This window comes from Bailinhaonella thermotolerans (assembly GCF_003594875.1).
In the GTDB taxonomy this organism is placed as follows: domain Bacteria; phylum Actinomycetota; class Actinomycetes; order Streptosporangiales; family Streptosporangiaceae; genus Bailinhaonella; species Bailinhaonella thermotolerans.
In genome coordinates this window covers 46,254-62,325 of sequence record NZ_QZEY01000015.1, presented here as the reverse complement: position 1 = coordinate 62,325, position 16,072 = coordinate 46,254, and the positions used below count along the sequence as shown (strand labels likewise).

At 75.7% G+C, this 16,072-nt stretch carries 11 protein-coding genes; 5 read left to right on the top strand and 6 right to left on the bottom strand.

The genetic code is table 11. The features are described from left to right. Positions 1–82 precede the first annotated feature (82 nt). Together D5H75_RS29430 and D5H75_RS29425 are read right to left on the bottom strand one after the other, a co-directional pair. Entirely contained in the window at positions 83–1,525 is a 1,443-nt protein-coding gene (locus tag D5H75_RS29430; RefSeq protein ID WP_119929822.1) for a DHA2 family efflux MFS transporter permease subunit, read from the bottom strand. 74 nt (positions 1,526–1,599) lie between these two features. Next, complete coding sequence (locus D5H75_RS29425; protein ID WP_119929821.1) at positions 1,600–2,088, bottom strand: MarR family winged helix-turn-helix transcriptional regulator; 489 nt, start codon at positions 2,086–2,088, stop codon at positions 1,600–1,602. A gap of 275 nt (positions 2,089–2,363) precedes the next feature. Between D5H75_RS29425 and ctaD the strand changes: the two genes are divergently transcribed. Next, on the top strand, positions 2,364–3,989 hold the full coding sequence (gene ctaD, locus D5H75_RS29420) for an aa3-type cytochrome oxidase subunit I (RefSeq protein ID WP_277949987.1): 1,626 nt from the start codon (positions 2,364–2,366) through the stop codon (positions 3,987–3,989). Positions 3,990–4,146: 157 nt separating this feature from the next. Here the strand turns inward: ctaD and D5H75_RS29415 are convergent, their stop codons facing one another. Next, positions 4,147–5,994, bottom strand: a complete 1,848-nt coding sequence (locus D5H75_RS29415) for an alpha-amylase family protein (protein ID WP_119929820.1) — start codon at positions 5,992–5,994, stop codon at positions 4,147–4,149. Positions 5,995–6,259: 265 nt separating this feature from the next. Between D5H75_RS29415 and D5H75_RS29410 the strand changes: the two genes are divergently transcribed. Then, a complete protein-coding gene (locus tag D5H75_RS29410; RefSeq protein WP_119929819.1) occupies positions 6,260–6,937 on the top strand; it encodes a hypothetical protein in 678 nt (225 codons plus the stop codon). A gap of 123 nt (positions 6,938–7,060) precedes the next feature. Beyond that, the gene (locus tag D5H75_RS29405; protein WP_119929818.1) at positions 7,061–7,654 is read left to right on the top strand and encodes a lytic polysaccharide monooxygenase auxiliary activity family 9 protein; all 594 of its coding nucleotides are present in this window, start codon (positions 7,061–7,063) and stop codon (positions 7,652–7,654) included. Here the strand turns inward: D5H75_RS29405 and D5H75_RS29400 are convergent. Then, the gene (locus tag D5H75_RS29400) at positions 7,624–8,298 is read right to left on the bottom strand and encodes a response regulator transcription factor (protein ID WP_119929817.1); all 675 of its coding nucleotides are present in this window, start codon (positions 8,296–8,298) and stop codon (positions 7,624–7,626) included. The two genes, D5H75_RS29405 and D5H75_RS29400, sit on opposite strands and share 31 nt — an antisense overlap. Continuing rightward, the gene (locus D5H75_RS29395; RefSeq protein ID WP_242454598.1) at positions 8,283–9,755 is read right to left on the bottom strand and encodes a sensor histidine kinase; all 1,473 of its coding nucleotides are present in this window, start codon (positions 9,753–9,755) and stop codon (positions 8,283–8,285) included. Before D5H75_RS29395 ends, D5H75_RS29400 begins: the two co-directional genes overlap by 16 nt. Positions 9,756–9,877: 122 nt before the next feature. On the opposite strand from D5H75_RS29395, the gene D5H75_RS29390 reads away from it, so the two are divergent. Further along, positions 9,878–10,597: an ABC transporter ATP-binding protein gene (locus tag D5H75_RS29390; protein ID WP_119929816.1), complete on the top strand. Its 720-nt coding sequence runs from the start codon at positions 9,878–9,880 to the stop codon at positions 10,595–10,597. A gap of 12 nt (positions 10,598–10,609) precedes the next feature. Further along, positions 10,610–12,541: an FtsX-like permease family protein gene (locus D5H75_RS29385; RefSeq protein WP_119929948.1), complete on the top strand. Its 1,932-nt coding sequence runs from the start codon at positions 10,610–10,612 to the stop codon at positions 12,539–12,541. A 16-nt stretch (positions 12,542–12,557) separates the two neighbouring features. On the opposite strand, the gene D5H75_RS29380 is transcribed toward D5H75_RS29385, so the two are convergent. After that, positions 12,558–15,980 carry an AfsR/SARP family transcriptional regulator gene (locus D5H75_RS29380; RefSeq protein WP_119929947.1) on the bottom strand — a complete coding sequence of 1,141 codons (3,423 nt, stop codon included), beginning with the start codon at positions 15,978–15,980 and terminating at the stop codon, positions 12,558–12,560. Between the last annotated feature and the right edge of the window lie 92 nt (positions 15,981–16,072).

Below are 16,072 nucleotides of genomic sequence, written 5' to 3'. Positions count from 1 at the left end.
TGAGCGGCCCGGGTACGGCGGGGCCGGACGCGGCGGGAGCCGTACCCGGGTGAGGGCACGGCTCCCGGCGCGGGAGGAGCGGTCAGACGCCCACGTGGACGGCCTCGGAACCCTCGGCGGCTCCGGCGGCGGCGGGACGGCGCAGGACGGTCAGGCCGACGAGCAGGGCGGCGACGAGGAGTCCGGCGGAGACGGTGAACGCCAGGCGGTACCCCTCGGTCAGCGCGGCGGCCTCGGTGGCGCCGGCGGCCAGCAGGTTCCCGGTGCGGGAGGCGGCCAGCGTGGACAGGACCGCGACGCCGATCGCCATGCCGACCTGCTGGGTGGTGTTGAACAGGCCCGAGGCGAGCCCGGCGTCGCTCTCCTTGGCGCCGGACATGCCCAGCGTGGCCAGCGCGGGCAGGACCAGGCCGCCGCCGGAGATCAGGACCATGACCGGGAGCAGGTGGGTGACGTAGTCGGCGTCCACCGGGATGCGGCTGAGCAGGCCCATCGCGGCGGCGAGGAGGACGAGCCCGGCCACCAGCACGGCGCGGGGGCCGAAGCGGGCGCTGACCCGGGCGGAGACGAACAGCGAGACCGAGCCGATGCCGACGGCGGCGGGGAGCATCGCCAGGCCGGTCTCCAGGGCGCCGTATCCGAGGACCTTCTGCATGTGGAGCGCGGCCAGGATCTGGAAGGCGAACATCCCGGACAGGGTGAGCATCTGGGCGAGGTTGGCGCCGACGACGTTGCGGGAGCGGAAGATCCGCAGCGGCATGAGCGGGGTGCGGGCGGTGGCCTGCCGGACGACGAACCCGGCGAGCAGGGCCAGGGAGACCGCGCCGAGGCCGAGGGTGTGGGCGGCGAGCCAGCCGTGCTCCTCCACCTTGACCACGGTGTAGATGCCCAGCATGAGGCCGGAGGTGACCAGGACCGCGCCGACGACGTCCGCGCCCGCGGCCAGGCCGATGCCGCGGTCGGCGGGCAGGGCCACCAGGGCGAGCGCGACGGTGGCCAGGCCGATCGGCACGTTGATCAGGAAGATCCATTCCCAGCTCAGGGCGTCGGTGAGCACTCCGCCGAGGACCTGGCCGATGGACGCGCCGGCCGCGCCGGTGAAGCTGAAGATCCCGATCGCCTTGCCGCGCTCGCGGGGCTCGGTGAACAGCGTGACCAGGATGCCCAGGACGACCGCGGAGGCCATGGCGCTGCCGACCCCCTGGAGGAACCGCGCGGCGATCAGCATGCCGGGGCTGACCGCCAGGCCGGCCAGCACGGAGGCGGCGGTGAAGACCACGTTCCCGGCCAGGAACATGGCCCGGCGGCCGATCAGGTCCCCGAGGCGGCCCGCGAGCAGCAGCAGCCCGCCGAACGCGATCAGGTACGCGTTGAGGATCCAGCTCAGCCCGGCGGGCGAGAAGCCCAGGTCGTGCTGGATGGCCGGCAGGGCCACGGTCACGATGCTGCCGTCCAGGATCGTCATGAGCCCGGCGGCGGACAGGACCCCGAGGGCGGTCCAGCGCGAGGTGCGCAGATCAGACATGGTCTCTCCCGTTTCGCGAAGTCGACGAGAGAGACCATAACAGATAGTTCCGTTATAGACGATATTTATCGGACCTACTTTGTGCGCTCCCGGGCCCGCCGCACCTGGCGCTCCCCTTCGACGGGCGTCGCCAGGTGGCCGCTGACCAGCCGGTTCAGCGCCCGGACGAGCACCTCCCGCTCGTCCTCGGGCAACGTCGCCAGGGCGTCCCTGTGCACCCCGTCCACCACCTCCTGGCTCCGCCGCGCGATCTCCGCGCCCGCCTCGGTGACGGCGATGATCCGCGCCCGCCGGTCCTTGCTCGACGGCCGGCGCTCGGCGTACCCCGCCTCCTCCAGCGCGTCCACGGTCACCACCATCGTGGTCTTGTCCATGTCCCCGATCTCGGCGAGCTGGATCTGCGTCCGCTCCTCCTCCAGCGCGTGCACCAGCACGCAGTGCATCCGCGGCGTCAGCCCGATCTCCGCCAGCGCGGCGGTCATCCGCGATCTCAGCACCCGGCTCGTGTGGTCGAGCAGGAACGACAGATCGGTCTCGGTGCGCGCGGGCGCCATGGCAGTCATGACCTCAGGTTACCCAAAACCGTCCCGCGCCGGATTATCCGCGACCATCCCTATCTCCCCCGCGCGGCCGTACGACCTCGTCACTCGGCCGGGGCGGCGGTCGGGGATGGGTAAAGGTTCGGCCCGGAGCGGGCTGGGGCGGGTGGGCGGGGAGCGCGGAGCGGGCAGGACTCGGCGGAGATCGTGGGAAGGAGTCCGGGGTGACGCGTGGGCGCGGGGCCGGGGAGGGCGCGGGGGTTCCGGCCCGCTCCCGGGGGCGCGGCCGCAAGGGTTCGGTGCTGGTCCCGTGGCTGTCGTCCACGGACCACAAGGTGATCGGGTACATGTACCTGATCACCGCGTTCGCGTTCTTCCTCGCCGCGGGCGTGATGGCGCTGGTGATCCGGGCCGAGCTGTTCGAGCCGGGGCTGCAGTTCACCACGAACGAGCAGTACAACCAGATGTTCACCATGCACGGCACGATCATGCTGCTGCTGTTCGCGACGCCGCTGTTCATCGGGTTCGCGAACGTGATCGTGCCGCTGCAGATCGGGGCGCCCGACGTGGCCTTCCCCCGGATGAACATGCTGAGCTACTACCTGTTCCTGTTCGGCGGGCTGATCGTGATGGCCGGCTTCCTCACGCCGGGCGGGGCCGCCAGCTTCGGGTGGTTCGCCTACACGCCGCTCTCGGACGGGATCGCCTCCCCCGGCCCGGGCGGCGACCTGTGGGTGATGGGGCTGGTGCTGTCCGGGCTGGGGACGATCCTGGGCTCGGTCAACTTCATCGCGACCATCGTGTGCATGCGCGCGCCCGGAATGACGATGTTCCGGATGCCCATCTTCACCTGGAACACCCTGCTCACGGCGGCGCTGGTGCTCATGGCCTTCCCGGTGCTGACGGGCGCGCTGCTGGCGCTGGGGCTCGACCGCAAGCTCGGGAGCCACTTCTTCGACGCCGAGACCGGCGGGGCCATGCTGTGGCAGCACCTGTTCTGGTTCTTCGGCCACCCGGAGGTCTACATCGTGGCGCTGCCCTTCTTCGGCATCGTCACCGAGATCATCCCGGTCTTCAGCCGCAAGCCGATCTTCGGGTACACCGGCCTGGTCGGCGCCACGATCGTGATCGCCGGCCTGTCCATGACCGTGTGGGCCCACCACATGTTCGGGACCGGGCAGGTGCTGCTGCCGTTCTTCTCCTTCATGTCGTTCCTGATCGCCGTGCCCACCGGGGTGAAGTTCTTCAACTGGGTCGGCACGATGTGGCAGGGTCAGCTCACGTTCGCGACGCCGATGCTGTTCGCCGTGGGGTTCCTGGTGACGTTCCTGTTCGGCGGGCTCACCGGGGTCCTGCTGGCCTCGCCGCCGCTGGACTTCCACGTCACCGACAGCTACTTCGTGGTCGCCCACTTCCACTACGTGCTGTTCGGCACCGTGGTGTTCGCGATGTTCGGCGGCTTCTACTTCTGGTGGCCCAAGTTCACCGGCACCATGTTCCACGACGGACTGGGCAAGCTGCACTTCTGGATGCTGTTCTTCGGCTTCCACGTGGGCTTCCTGGTCCAGCACTGGCTCGGCGCCGCCGGGATGCCCCGCCGCTACTCCGACTACGCCCCCGCCGACGGGTTCACCCTGCTCAACCAGATCTCCTCGGCGGGCGTCCTGCTCCTCGCCCTGTCCACGCTGGTCTTCCTCTACAACGTCTGGCGCACCGCCCGCCGGGGCGACCGCGTCACCGTGGACGACCCCTGGGGCTTCGGCAACTCCCTGGAATGGGCCACCTCCTGCCCGCCGCCGCGCCACAACTTCACGCGCCTGCCCCCCATCCGCTCCGAGCGCCCCGCCTTCGACCTCCACTACGGGCACCTGGTCCAGAACCAGCTCCCGGTCAAGCGCGGCTCCACCGTCACGCCCCCTCCCTAGGACCCGTCCCGTCTCCCTAGGACCCGTCCCGTCTCCCCCGTCCGTACGGCCTGAGCCCGCGCCCGGCCCGACCCGGGCGCGGCCCGGGCGCGGCCGTACGGCCCGAGCGGGGCCGGAGCCGGGGGCCTCGCCGTACGGCGGAGACCTCGCGGGGCGGTCAGTAGCGGAGCGGGAAGGAACCGGTGCTCGCGCCGCCCGCGGGCGAGATCGCGGTGAGGCGGGCCCAGGGCCGGTCGGGGTCGATCCCGTCGGGGACGACGGGGGCCCAGGCCGACTGGAACGCGGCGGGGTACGGGCGGCCGGACGGCGGCGCGGACACGGCGAGCGGCGCGCTCACCGCCTGCGGCGCGTCGTCGCCGGGGCGGAGGTGGGTGAGGCGCAGGGTCGCGCCGGCCAGGTTGTAGCCCTGGACCTCGACGCCGGGACGGCCGCCGCGCGACCGTTCGGCGGCCGAGACGATGATCGGCCGGTCCCAGGCGGCGGCGAGCTCGGCGTGCAGCGGCGGGGAGCCGTCCTCGGAGCGGCAGCGGAGGAAGGGGTCCCAGGCGTACCCCACCACCTTCTCCACGTGCGGCCCGGCGACCATGAGCTGCCGGTCCACCCGTTCTCCGGTGGTGCGGGCGCGGGGCGGGGCGCCGCACTCGCCGGGCAGCGCGGTGGGCTCCATGGCCTCCAGGTTCATCCACAGCTCCACCCCGTCCAGGGCGTCCCTGGCCCGGCCCGCGGCGCGGTAGTAGTCCCGGATCGACCCGAAGTACGCCTCCTCGTTGGACACCTCCCCCACGACCGGCGCGACCCGCGGGTCCACGCGCTCGCCCGCCTCATCGGGCAGGTAGAGGCCGACCTTGCCGACGCCGCGCCCGTCCTGCGGCGCGATCGCCATGGGCGACCCCGCGCGGGTGGCGGCGATGTCCGCGAAGCCCGCCCCGGCCTCGCCCGGCGGGAAGCCCCGGTCCCTGCGCGCGTCCCAGTACGGGCTGACCAGGATCTTCCGCCCGGGCAGGGCCGATCCGACGACGGCGTGCTGGGCCCGGTAGAGGGTGATCACCGGGTCGGTGTCGCGCTTGCCCTTCAGGGTCGTCTCGAACGACTGGTAGACCCCGGCCAGCGCGGGCGAGTCGCCGTACCGGCTCCGGTAGTCGGCGAGCACGCGGGCGGTGAAGGCGCTCAGGGTGCGGGTGTGCGCGAGGTCGGGCTCCCAGGGCCGTTCGGCCAGCGTGGGCGCGGCGGGCAGGCCGGGGAAGACGCTCATGCCGTACGCCGCGGCCTCCTCGATCAGGTGCTCGGTGCCAGCGCCGTTCGACCAGACGATGACCAGGTCGTACGCCGTGCCGGAGCAGCCGCCGCCCGCGGGGATGAGCAGTCGGTGGTAGACGCGGCCGGCGTTCTCGACCCGCCGGTCCAGGCCCGGGCAGCGGCGCAGCGCCGGGCCGAAGTCCTCGCGCGCCTGGACGACGAAGACGTTCCTGATCGGCTTCCCCCCGGCGGCCTCCCGCGCGGCCCGGTGGCAGGTCCGCGTCCCCTCCACGCAGCCGGCGTACTCGGGATCGACCGCGCCGTCCTTGAGCGGGCGGCCCCGGGAGTCCACCTCGCGGGGCGACAGGCGGGGCCCGAACGTGATCAGCGTGTCGCCGCCGATCTTGTGGATCGCCTCCACGGCCTCCCGCGTCTCGCACAGGTCGGAGCGGGGGAAGAGCCAGTACCCGGTGATCGGGTACGGCGTGGCCACCCGGGTGTCGCGCGCCGGGCAGGGATCGGCCGCGCTCTCCGGCTCCGCGGAACGCTCCACCAGAGGGGCGGCGGAACGCTCCACCTCCGGGAGGTCCGGCTCTCCCGCGGCCGCAGGGGTGCCCGCCGCCTGCGGCGACACGACCTGCGGGGCCTGGGTCCTCAGCGCGGTCACGGTCCCGTCCGCCGGGGCGCCGCACGCGGGCAGGGTGAGACCCAGCGCGGCGGCGACGACGGTGATCCGGAGGAACCTGCTCGCACGACGCCGCGTGTCCATCGCCCTCCCCGCACAGAACAGGACGTTTCCCCCAACTTGAACACCGGAAGATCCCCCTGTCTCCTGTCCTGCCCGCGACGCCTTCCTTCCCGTCCCGCCCGCCCCGGCCTTCCGCCGCCCCCGCCGCGAGGCCCGGGGCGTACGGCTTGCGCGCGGGCCGTACGGCGGGGCGCGTGAGGGCGGGCGCGGGCGGGGTAGGGCGAGGGGGGTTCCGCGGCGGGCGGTGAGGAGTCCGCGGCGGGCGGCGACGAGGAGGAGGGTCGAGATGGTGTCGGACGTGGCGGCGTCGGCGTTCGGGGAGGCGGCGCGGGAGCGGCACGACAGGCCGCTGCACCTGCGCGGGCGCACGTACCGGGCGCGGCTGAAGGTGACCGGGATGACGGACGTGCCCGAGGAGACCGGGCTGCTGGGCCGGGCCGGGGAGCACGACGCGGTCGCGCGGATCTCCAAGGCCGTGACGGGGGAGGGCCTGCCCGACGTCCTCGGCGTCGCGCTGCGCGTGCCGTACGGCGGCGCGACGCTGGACCTGCTGTTCGCGACCACCGGGTGGTCCCCGGTCGCACGGCACGTGCTGGTGCCGCGGTCCTCGTTCCTCGGCGGGCTCTACACCACGCTCCTGCCGTACAAGATCGGCGGGGCGACGCGCGCGATCGGGCTGCTGCCGTCGCCGCGCTGGCACCTGCCCGCGCGGCTCGACCTGCTCGACGACGCCGTGCGCACCGCGCCTCTGACGTTCGCCCTGGTCACGGCTCCACTCCTGGGCCGCTGGGAGCCGTGCGGGCTGCTGCGGGTGATCGAGCCGATGGCCGAGGAGGTCCCGGCGTTCGACCCGGAGACGAACCGGCTGCCCGACATCCACCCCACCGGGCCGTTCCAGACGTTCCGGAGCAAGGCGTACCGGTCGTCGCGGGAGAACCGCGGCGAGCCGACGACTGGTACGTAACCGGAGCGACAGGAGGGTTACGCCGGAAGGTGCATTCCGGACTTCCTGACCGGCGGTTAGCTTCGTATTCAGATAGGAAGCTTTCCTATTAGTGCGCTCCGCCCCCACCCGAGGAGCATGCCCATGCCGACCAGGACCGGCCTCGCGATCGCCGGGGCCATCGCCGTGCTGGCCCCCGTGGCCGTCGCCCTCCCCGCCCACTCGCACGGCTACACCACCAACCCGCCCAGCCGCAGTTCGCGCTGCGCCACGGGAGAGGTCGCCAACTGCGGCCCGATCCAGTGGGAGCCGCAGAGCGTCGAGGGCCCGAAGGGCTTCCCCGCGGCCGGCCCCCGCGACGGCACGATCTGCGCCGCAGGCGACCGGCGCTGGGCCCCGCTCGACGACCCGCGCGGCGGCACGTGGCCGGCCGCGCGCATGACCAGCGGCGTCGTCTCCAGTTTCAGCTGGCGGTTCACCGCCCCGCACGCCACCACGTCGTTCCGCTACTTCATCACGCGCAACGGCTGGAATCCCGCGCAGCCGCTGACCCGGGCCGCCCTGGAGCCCGCGCCGTTCCTCACCAGGGCCTACAACGGCACGCGCCCCGGCTCCACCGCCACCCACCAGGGCACGATCCCGGCCGGCAAGACGGGCCGCCACCTGATCCTCGCCGTCTGGGACATCGCGGACACCTCGAACGCCTTCTACTCCTGCGCCGACGTCCAGCTCGGCTGACTGCGCAGGTAGGCGAGCACCGCCAGGACCCGGCGGTGGACGTCCTCGGCGGGCGGCAGGTCGAGCTTGGCGAAGACCGCGCCGACGTGCTTGCCCACCGTCGTCTCGGTGAGGACGAGCCGCCGGGCGATGGCGGAGTTGGAGTGGCCCTCGGCGATGAGCGCGAGCACCTCGCGCTCGCGCGGGGACAGCCGTTCGAGCGGGTCGCGGCGGCGGCGCAGGAGCTGCCCGACGACCTTCGGATCGATCACCGTGCCACCCGCCACGACCCGCCGCAGCGTGTCGGCGAACTCGGCCACGTCCACGATCCGGTCCTTGAGCAGGTAGCCCACCCGCCGCCCGTCACCCGAGTCGAGCAGGTCGGCCGCGTAGCTCAGCTCGACGTACTGGCTGAGCGCGACCACGGCCAGGCCCGGCCGCTCCTTCCGCAGCGCCGCGGCCACGCGCAGCCCCTCGTCGGTGAATCCCGGGGGCATGCGGATGTCGGTGACCACGAGGTCGGGGTCGTGCGCGGCGACCGCCTCGCGCAGCCCGCCGGCGTCCCCCGCGGTGGCGGCGACCTCGAAGCCGAACCGGTCCAGCAGCCCGGCCAGCCCCTCGCGCAGCAGCACGCCGTCCTCGGCCAGCACTACTCGGACGGGCACGGCAGCTCCACACGCACGACGGTCGGCCCTCCGGCCGGACTGGACAGGAACATTCTGCCGTCCACCACGGCGACCCGGTCCGCCAGCCCGGTCAGCCCGCTCCCCCGCCCCGGCTCGGCCCCGCCGCGGCCGTCGTCGGTCACCTCCACGACCAGGATCCCCCGCGCGAGCCGCGCCGTGATCAGCACGGCCCGCGCGCCGCTGTGCTTGACCGCGTTGTTCAGCGCCTCGGCCACCGCGAAGTACGCCGCCGACTCCACCCCTGCCGGGGGCCGTACGGCCAGGTCGGCGCGGACGGTGACGGGCAGCGGGCAGCGGTCGCCCAGCTCCTCCAGCGCGGCGGCCAGGCCCCGGTCGGTCAGCACGCGGGGGTGGATGCCCCGCACGAGCTCGCGCAGCTCGGCCATGAGGAGCTTGGCCTCCTCGTGCGCCTCGGCCACGGTCCGCCCCGCCTCGGAGCCGGCGTCCAGCGCGTGCCGGGCGAGGCCCAGCCGCAGGCTGAGCGACAGGAGCCGCTGCTGCGCCCCGTCGTGCAGGTCGCGCTCGATGCGCCGCCGCTCGGCCTCGAACGCGTCCACCAGCCGCGCCCGCGACCGCGCCACCTCCACCAGCTCGGCGCGCAGCCTCCCCCCGGGGCCCAGCAGCGTGCGCGCCAGCGCCCCCTGCGCCCCCGCCGCCAGCCCGAGCAGGTACGGCACGGCCGCCAGCAGCACCACCCCGAGCACGGCGTACGGCACGGCCTGCCCGCGCCCGGAGACCTCGGCGAAGCCCAGCGCGAGGCGTTCGCCGTCGCCGTACGACAGGAAGGGGCTCACGAGGAGGCCGGCCACCGTGAGCAGGAACGTCAGCAGCGCCAGGCCGGCCGGCGCGACCACGGTGACCAGCAGCAGGAGGTACGCCAGGGCGCGCCAGGCGGCCCCGTCGGCGTAGCGGGCGCGCGCCCAGGCGGCGAGCCCGGGGGCGGCGGGGGCGCGGAACGCGGGGCCGAGCGGACGGGAGTCCACCAGGCGCAGCCGCAGCCGCTCCAGCCGCGCGAGGGCCGGCGCGAGCGGCGGGGCGGCCACCGCGGGCAGCGCCGCGCCCAGCACGGCCAGGGCCACGCGCTCCCCGATCCCGGGCCCGGCCGACGGAACGAACGCCCACACCGCGGCCGCCGGGGCCAGCAGGAGCACCGCGCCCGCCATCGGGATCCCCGTCGTCAGGAGGTACGCCAGCGCCCGCCAGGGCCACCCGGTGACGGCGTACGCCCGCCGGGCCATCGCCGCCAGCACGGTCCGCGCGGGCCCGGCCTCCTCCCCGGGACGCGCGCGCCCCGCCGTACCGGGTCCGGGTGCGGGTGCGGGTGCAAGCGCGGGCGCGTCGCGGGAGTCCGGGGCGGACGGGTCCGGGGCCGCGGGGTCGGCGGTGGAGGGATCGGTGATGGAGGGATCGGTGATGGAGGGGTCGGCGGTGGACACCCCGTCCACGGTAGTCGCGGAGGACGGCGGGCTCCGAAAGGGCGCTGGTGGGGTTAACCCCACCTCCGATCTGGGGTTCCGGGGTGATGCGCCGGGGCGGGCGCGACCGGTGGGATCGGTCCATGACGTACGGCAACGCGGTGGAGCTGCACGAGGTGAGCAGGGAGTACGGGCTGGGCGTGCGCGCGCTGGACGGGGTCAGCGCCGTGTTCCCCGCCGGGACGTGGACGGCGGTCATGGGCCCCTCGGGGTCGGGCAAGTCCACCCTGCTGCACTGCGCCGCGGGGCTGGAGCAGGTCACCCGGGGCCGGGTGCTGCTGGCCGGGCGCGACATCACGGCCGCCCCGGACGCGGCGCTGACCGCGATGCGGCGCAGGTCGGTCGGGTTCGTGTTCCAGAGCTTCAACCTGATCGGCTCGCTCACGGCCGAGCAGAACGTGGCGCTGCCGCTGAAGCTGTCGGGGGTGCGGGTGCCGCGCCGGGACGTGCACGCGGCGCTGGCCCGGGTGGGCCTGGGCGACCGGGTCCGGCACCGGCCGCGCGAGCTGTCGGGCGGGCAGCAGCAGCGGGTGGCGATCGCCCGCGCGATGATCATGTCGCCCGCGGTGCTGTTCGCCGACGAGCCGACCGGGGCGCTGGACTCGGCCTCGGCGAGGACCGTGCTCGGGCTGATGCGCGAGATGGCGGACGCGGGCCAGACGATCGTGATGGTCACGCACGACCCGGCCGCCGCGGCGCGCGCGGACGCGGTGGTGTTCCTGGCGGACGGCCGGATCGTGGACCGGCTGGTCCGCCCGACGGCGACCCGGGTGGCCGACCGGCTCGTGAGGCTGGAGGGCTGAGCCGTGCTGTGGATGTCGCTGAGCACGCTCGCCGAGCGGTGGCGGCTGTTCGCCGGGGCGATCCTGTCGGTGGCGCTCGGCGTGGCCCTGGTGCAGTCGGCGATCCAGGTCCTGGTGGCGACCGGGGAGCCGGAGGTCCCCGCGGGGGTGTCCGGGCGCGAGGCCGAGGCGATCCGCGAGGGGTACGCCGGGGCGGCGACGCTGCTGGGCATGACCGTGATGCTGGCGTGGTTCCTCGCGGTGTTCGTCGTGGCCTCGACGTTCGCCTTCACGGTCGCGCAGCGCCGCCGGGAGCTGGCGCTGTTCCGGCTGGTCGGCGCGGGCCGCGGCCGGGTCGTGCGGCTGCTGCTGGCCGAGGGGCTGCTGCTGGGCGCGGCCGGCTCGGCGCTGGGCGTGCCGCTCGGGATCCCGGCGGCGTGGGCGCAGGCCCGGCTGCTGGTCGCGCTGGGGATGCTGCCGGACGACTTCGCGGCCCCGTTCTCCGGGGCGGCCGTCGCCGTCGCCGCGCCCGTCGGCGTCGGGGTGGCGCTGCTCGGGGTGCTCTCCGCCGCCGTGCGCGCCGCCCGGGTGCGCCCGCTGGAGGCGCTGCGCGACACGGGCGGCGCGGCCCGGGTGATGACGGCCACGCGGTGGGTCTGCGGCCTCGGGTCGCTGGCCCTGACGGTGTGGATGGTGGTGGCCGCCCAGTCGGCCGACGTGCTCGGCGCGGTCATGGTGGCGCTGGTGGTGTCGATGACCGGCGCGGTCGCGCTGAGCGCGCTCAGCCCGCTGGCGGTGCCGCTCACCGGCCGGGCGCTCGGCGCGCTCCTCGGCGGCGGCCCGCTCGGGGAGCTGGCCCGGGCCAACCTGGCCGACGGCGTACGGCGCGGCGCCTCGGTCGCGGCGCCGCTGATCGTGCTGGTGTCGCTGGTGATCGGGCTGACGGGCACGCTGCAGTCGCTCGCGCTGTTCGTCGGGGAGGACCTGAAGCGCGTCGTGCGCGGGGACCTGGTGGTGGCCTCCTCCGGGGCGGCGGCGGACCGCATCGCCGCGATCCCCGGCGTGGAGACGGTGTCCGCCCAGTTCACGGTGCCCGTGTCGGTGACGGCGACGCTGCGCGAGGAGGGGCGCAAGCGGCGGGCGACCTACCACGCGGGGGTCGTGGCGGTGGACCCGGCGGCCTACGCGCGCACGCACCGGCTGAAGGCGCGGGGCGGGCTGGACCGGCTGCGCGGGAACACCGTCGCGGTCGGGCCGGGGCTGGACGGGGAGGGCATCCGCCTCGGTTCCACGGTGACCGCGCGCGTCGCCGGGGAGCGCCGGACCCTCAAGGTCGTCGCCGCGCTGCCCGCCACCATGGAGAACTACGCGGAGAGGTTCCTGCTCCCCCGCGAGATCGTGCCCGCGGGCGTGCTCGCGAAGGCGGAGGCCGAGAGCGTGGTGGTCGTCGCGGACGGGACCGACCCCGGGGAGGTCGCCGAGCGCGTCCGCGCGGCGGGGATCGGCACCGCGCGGACGGTCGCGCGGTGGGCCGAGGACCGGTCGGAGGAGCAGCAGCGCGGGAACGTGGGCATCCTGGCCGCGCTGATGGGCCTGGCGGCGGTGTACGCCCTGGTCGCGGTGGTCAACGCGGTGGTCATCGCCACCTCCGAGCGGCGTGTGGAGTTCGCGAACGCGCGCGTGACCGGCCTGTCCAGGCCCCAGGTGGTCCGGGCGGCGGTGATCGAGACCTGGGCGGTGACCACGATCGGCCTGCTGCTCGGCTGCCTGGTCGCGGCCGGGGCGCTCGCCGGGATCCGCGCCTCCGCGATCGCCGCCGTCGGCCGGCCCCTGCTCGCCGTGCCGTGGGGCCTGCTGCTCGCCCTGGCCGCGGGCGCCTACGCGGTGAGCGGCGCCGCGAGCGCCTGGTCCGCCTGGTCCGCGACCCGGATCCCGCCGGTGCGGCTCATCGCCGCCCGCGAGTGACCGCAGCGGGGCGGGGTCAGGGGAGCGGGGGGACGTCGGGACGGGCCTGGCCCGCGGCGTACGACTCGGTGAACGCGGCCTCGCCGAGGGCGGCGCGGGCGCGTCCGGCGATTCGGTCGACGTCGGCGCGCTCGGCCTCGGGGAGGGGGGCTCCGGCCGACGTGCGCAGGGTGGCGGCGGCCCCGAGCAGGCGGGCCGCGTGCGCGTGGTCGCCGGTCAGGGTGTGCGCGCCCGCCAGCCCCTCCAGCGCGAGCGCCAGCGCCCGGGGGTCCCCGGTGCCCCTGGCCACGGCGTGCCCCTCGCGGTGCAGCTCCAGCGCCCGCTCGGCGTCGCCGCGCAGCTCCGCGACGAATCCCAGCTCGGCCAGCGCGAGCGCGCGCCCGTTGGACGCCTCCAGCCGGTCCATCCAGCCGAGCCACTTGCGCAGCCGCGTCTCGGCCTCGTCCAGCCGCCCGGCCCGCCGGGCCCCGAGGGCGAGCCCGGTCTCGGCGAACTCCTCCGCCGGGCGGCTCGCCTGCTCCTTCGCGAGCGCGCGGGCGCGTTCGTGCAGCTCGTAGGCCCGGTCGTGGTCACCGGTGAGCAGCGCCAGCCGGCCCAGCCCCGACAGCCGCCAGGACACCTCCGTCCACAGCCCCAGGTCCTCGGCCATCCGCAGGCCCTCGGCGCGCAGCTCGGCCGCGCGGTCGTAGTCGCCGGCGACCTCGGCGGCCACCGCCAGGTTCTCGCCCGCCCGGAGCCGCCCCCAGCGGTCCCCGATCTCCCGGAACAGCCGGAGGCTCTCCTCGGCGTTCCGCACCAGCGCCGCGAGGTCGCCGCGCGCCAGCGCCCGCGTCGCCCGCGCCCCGAGCGCCGCCGCGACGCCCCACCGGTCCCCGGCCGCCCGGAATCCGTCGAGCGCCCGCTCCACCAGCCGGTCCGTGTCCGCCGGGTCCCCGATCCCGCGCCGCGCGAACGCCACGAACCACTCCGCCCGGGCGCGGCCGGGCGCGTCGTCCACGTCCTCGAAGAGCGCCAGCGCCGCCCCGGCCCGCCGTACCGGCTCCTCGTCGTCCCCGGCCAGCAGCGCGAACCCGGCCAGCCACGCCGCCACCCGCGCGTAGGCCGCCCGGTCCTCCGCCGGTACGGCCTGAACCCCCGGTACGGCCTGAGCCCCGGGCGCGGGAGGCGCACCGGGCGCGGGGTGCGGTCCAGGTGCAGGAGGCGCACCGGGCGCGGGGTGCGTTCCAGGCGCGGGAGGCGCTCCGGGGGTCGCGGAGGCGAGGGCGGCGGCGAGGGAGCGGCGGGCCTCGGTGAGGCGGCCGCGCAGGAACCAGTACCAGGCCAGCGCGTCCACGAGCCGCAGCGCGAGACCGGGCCCGGCGTGCGCGAGCGCGGTGCGCAGGTTGGCGGTCTCGGCGTCCAGCCGTTCCAGCCACCGCCGCTGATCGGGGCCGCGCAGCCCGGGCGCGGCGAGTTCGGCCAGCTCCAGGTAGTGCCGGACGTGCCGCAGGCGCACGGCGGCGGCCTCCCCCGACTCGGCCAGCCGCTCGGCGGCGTACGCGCCGACGGACTCCAGCAGGCGGTACCGCCCCGCCGGGGTCACCGCGACGAGCGACCGGTCCACCAGCCGCGCGAGCAGCCCGGCGACCTCCTCCGCCGCCACCTCTCCCCCGGCGCAGACGCTCTCGGCGGCCTCCAGGTCCCAGCCCTCCGCGTGCGCGGACAGCCGCCGCAGCACCACGCGCTCCGCGCCGGAGAGCAGGTCCCAGCTCCAGTCGATCACGGCGCGCAGCGTGCGCTGCCGGGCGGGCACCCCGCGCCGGCCCGAGTCCAGCACCCGGAACCGTCCCTCGTCCCCCAGCCGCCGGGCCAGCTCGTGCACGCCCAGCCCGCGCACGCGTGTTGCGGCCAGCTCCAGGGCCAGCGGGATGCCGTCGAGCCTGGCGCAGACGGCCGCGACGGCCGCGGCGTTCTCCTCGTCCAGCCGGAACCCCGGCGCGGCCGCCGCGACCCGGTCGAGGAACAGCCGCGCCGCGCCGGCCCGCCGTACCGCCTCCACCCCGGCGGACTCCGGCACGTCCAGCGGCTCGACCGGCCACAGCGCCTCCCCGGGGACGCCCAGCGGCTCGCGGCTGGTGGCGAGCACCGACATCCGGGGGCAGGCGGCGGCGACGCGCACGACCAGCTCGGCGGCCCGCTCGATCACGTGCTCGCAGTTGTCGAGCACGAGCACGCCCCGGACTCCGCGCAGCGCGGCGACGACCCGGTCGTCCACGGGCATCGCCCCGTCGTCGGGGACCCCCAGCCCCGCGAGCACCTCCTCGCCGGGGTCCCCAGGGCCGCCCAGCTCCACGACCAGGACGCGCCCGCCCAGCCCGGCGGCCACCTCCAGCGCCAGCCGCGTCTTCCCCACCCCGCCGGGCCCGACCAGCGTCACCACGCGCGCGGAGCCCAGCGCCTCCCGCACCCCGGAAAGGTCGTCCTCGCGCCCCACCAGGGCGTTCACCGGCACCGGCACACCCGGGTACGGCACGGCGGCGGGCGCGGCCTCCTCGCCGCCCGCGAGCGAGGACCCGGGCCCGCCGTACGGCCCGCCGTCCCCGGTCTCACCGATCTCCCGCGGCGGGCCGGCCGGCGTCCCGGAGGCGGCCACCTCGCCGGGCGGCCCGGCCGCCGCGCCGTCTCCGGGGGGAACGGAGATCGCGGACCGCGGGGGCGGGACGAGGGAGGGGTCGTGGCGGAGGATCGCCTCGTGGAGGGACCGGAGGGAGGGCGACGGGTCGAGGCCGAGGTCGTCGGCCAGGCGCGTGCGCAGGGCGTGGTACGCCGTCAGGGCCTCGTGCTGGCGGCCCGCGCGGTACAGCGCGAGGATGTGGAGGGCGTGGAGGCGTTCGCGCAGCGGGTGGGCGCTCACCAGGTCGGCCAGGTCGGCGGTGACCCGCAGGTGGTCGCCCAGGTCCAGGCGGGCCTCGGCGAGATCTTCGAGCGCCGCAAGGCGGAGCTCTTCAAGCCGGTGGATCTCGGGGCGGGCGAAGTCCTCGTCGGCGAAGTCGGCGTACGCCGTACCCCTCCACAGGCCCAGGGCCTCGGTGAGCAGGGCGGCGCGGTCGGCCGGGTCGCCGGCGGCGCGGGCCCGGTCCCCCAGTTCGGTGAAGCGGTCGGCGTCGGTCCCGGCCCGCAGCAGGTATCCGGCCGGGCCGCGCACGACGAGGTCGCGGGCGCCGGGTTCGGCCAGGTCGAGGGCGCGGCGGAGCTGCCAGACGCGCGTCTGCACGGCGGCGGCGGGGTCGGCCGGGGGACGCCCTCCCCACAGGTCGTCGGCCAGGCGGTCGGGACTGACCGGATGGCCCCGGTGGACGAGGAGGTCGGCGAGCAGCGCCCGGACCTTGGTCTCCGGGACGCGGACGGGTCTCCCCTCCTCCGTCCACCCCTCGAGCGGGCCCAGCACCCCGAAACGCATGGACACACGCTATCTATAGACGACCTTGAGTGAATCCGGAGTGACCCGCCGCAGCCTGGACCTACGTCAACGAACCACCACGAATCCGACGA

Bases quoted from the DNA above. Each gene is read 5' to 3' on its own strand.
- D5H75_RS29430 (WP_119929822.1), bottom strand. From the start codon at position 1,525: ATGTCTGATCTGCGCACCTCGCGCTGGACCGCCCTCGGGGTCCTGTCC.
- D5H75_RS29425 (WP_119929821.1), bottom strand. From the start codon at position 2,088: ATGACTGCCATGGCGCCCGCGCGCACCGAGACCGATCTGTCGTTCCTG.
- D5H75_RS29415 (WP_119929820.1), bottom strand. From the start codon at position 5,994: ATGGACACGCGGCGTCGTGCGAGCAGGTTCCTCCGGATCACCGTCGTC.
- D5H75_RS29410 (WP_119929819.1), top strand. From the start codon at position 6,260: ATGGTGTCGGACGTGGCGGCGTCGGCGTTCGGGGAGGCGGCGCGGGAG.
- D5H75_RS29405 (WP_119929818.1), top strand. From the start codon at position 7,061: ATGCCGACCAGGACCGGCCTCGCGATCGCCGGGGCCATCGCCGTGCTG.
- D5H75_RS29390 (WP_119929816.1), top strand. From the start codon at position 9,878: ATGACGTACGGCAACGCGGTGGAGCTGCACGAGGTGAGCAGGGAGTAC.
- D5H75_RS29385 (WP_119929948.1), top strand. From the start codon at position 10,610: ATGTCGCTGAGCACGCTCGCCGAGCGGTGGCGGCTGTTCGCCGGGGCG.
- D5H75_RS29380 (WP_119929947.1), bottom strand. From the start codon at position 15,980: ATGCGTTTCGGGGTGCTGGGCCCGCTCGAGGGGTGGACGGAGGAGGGG.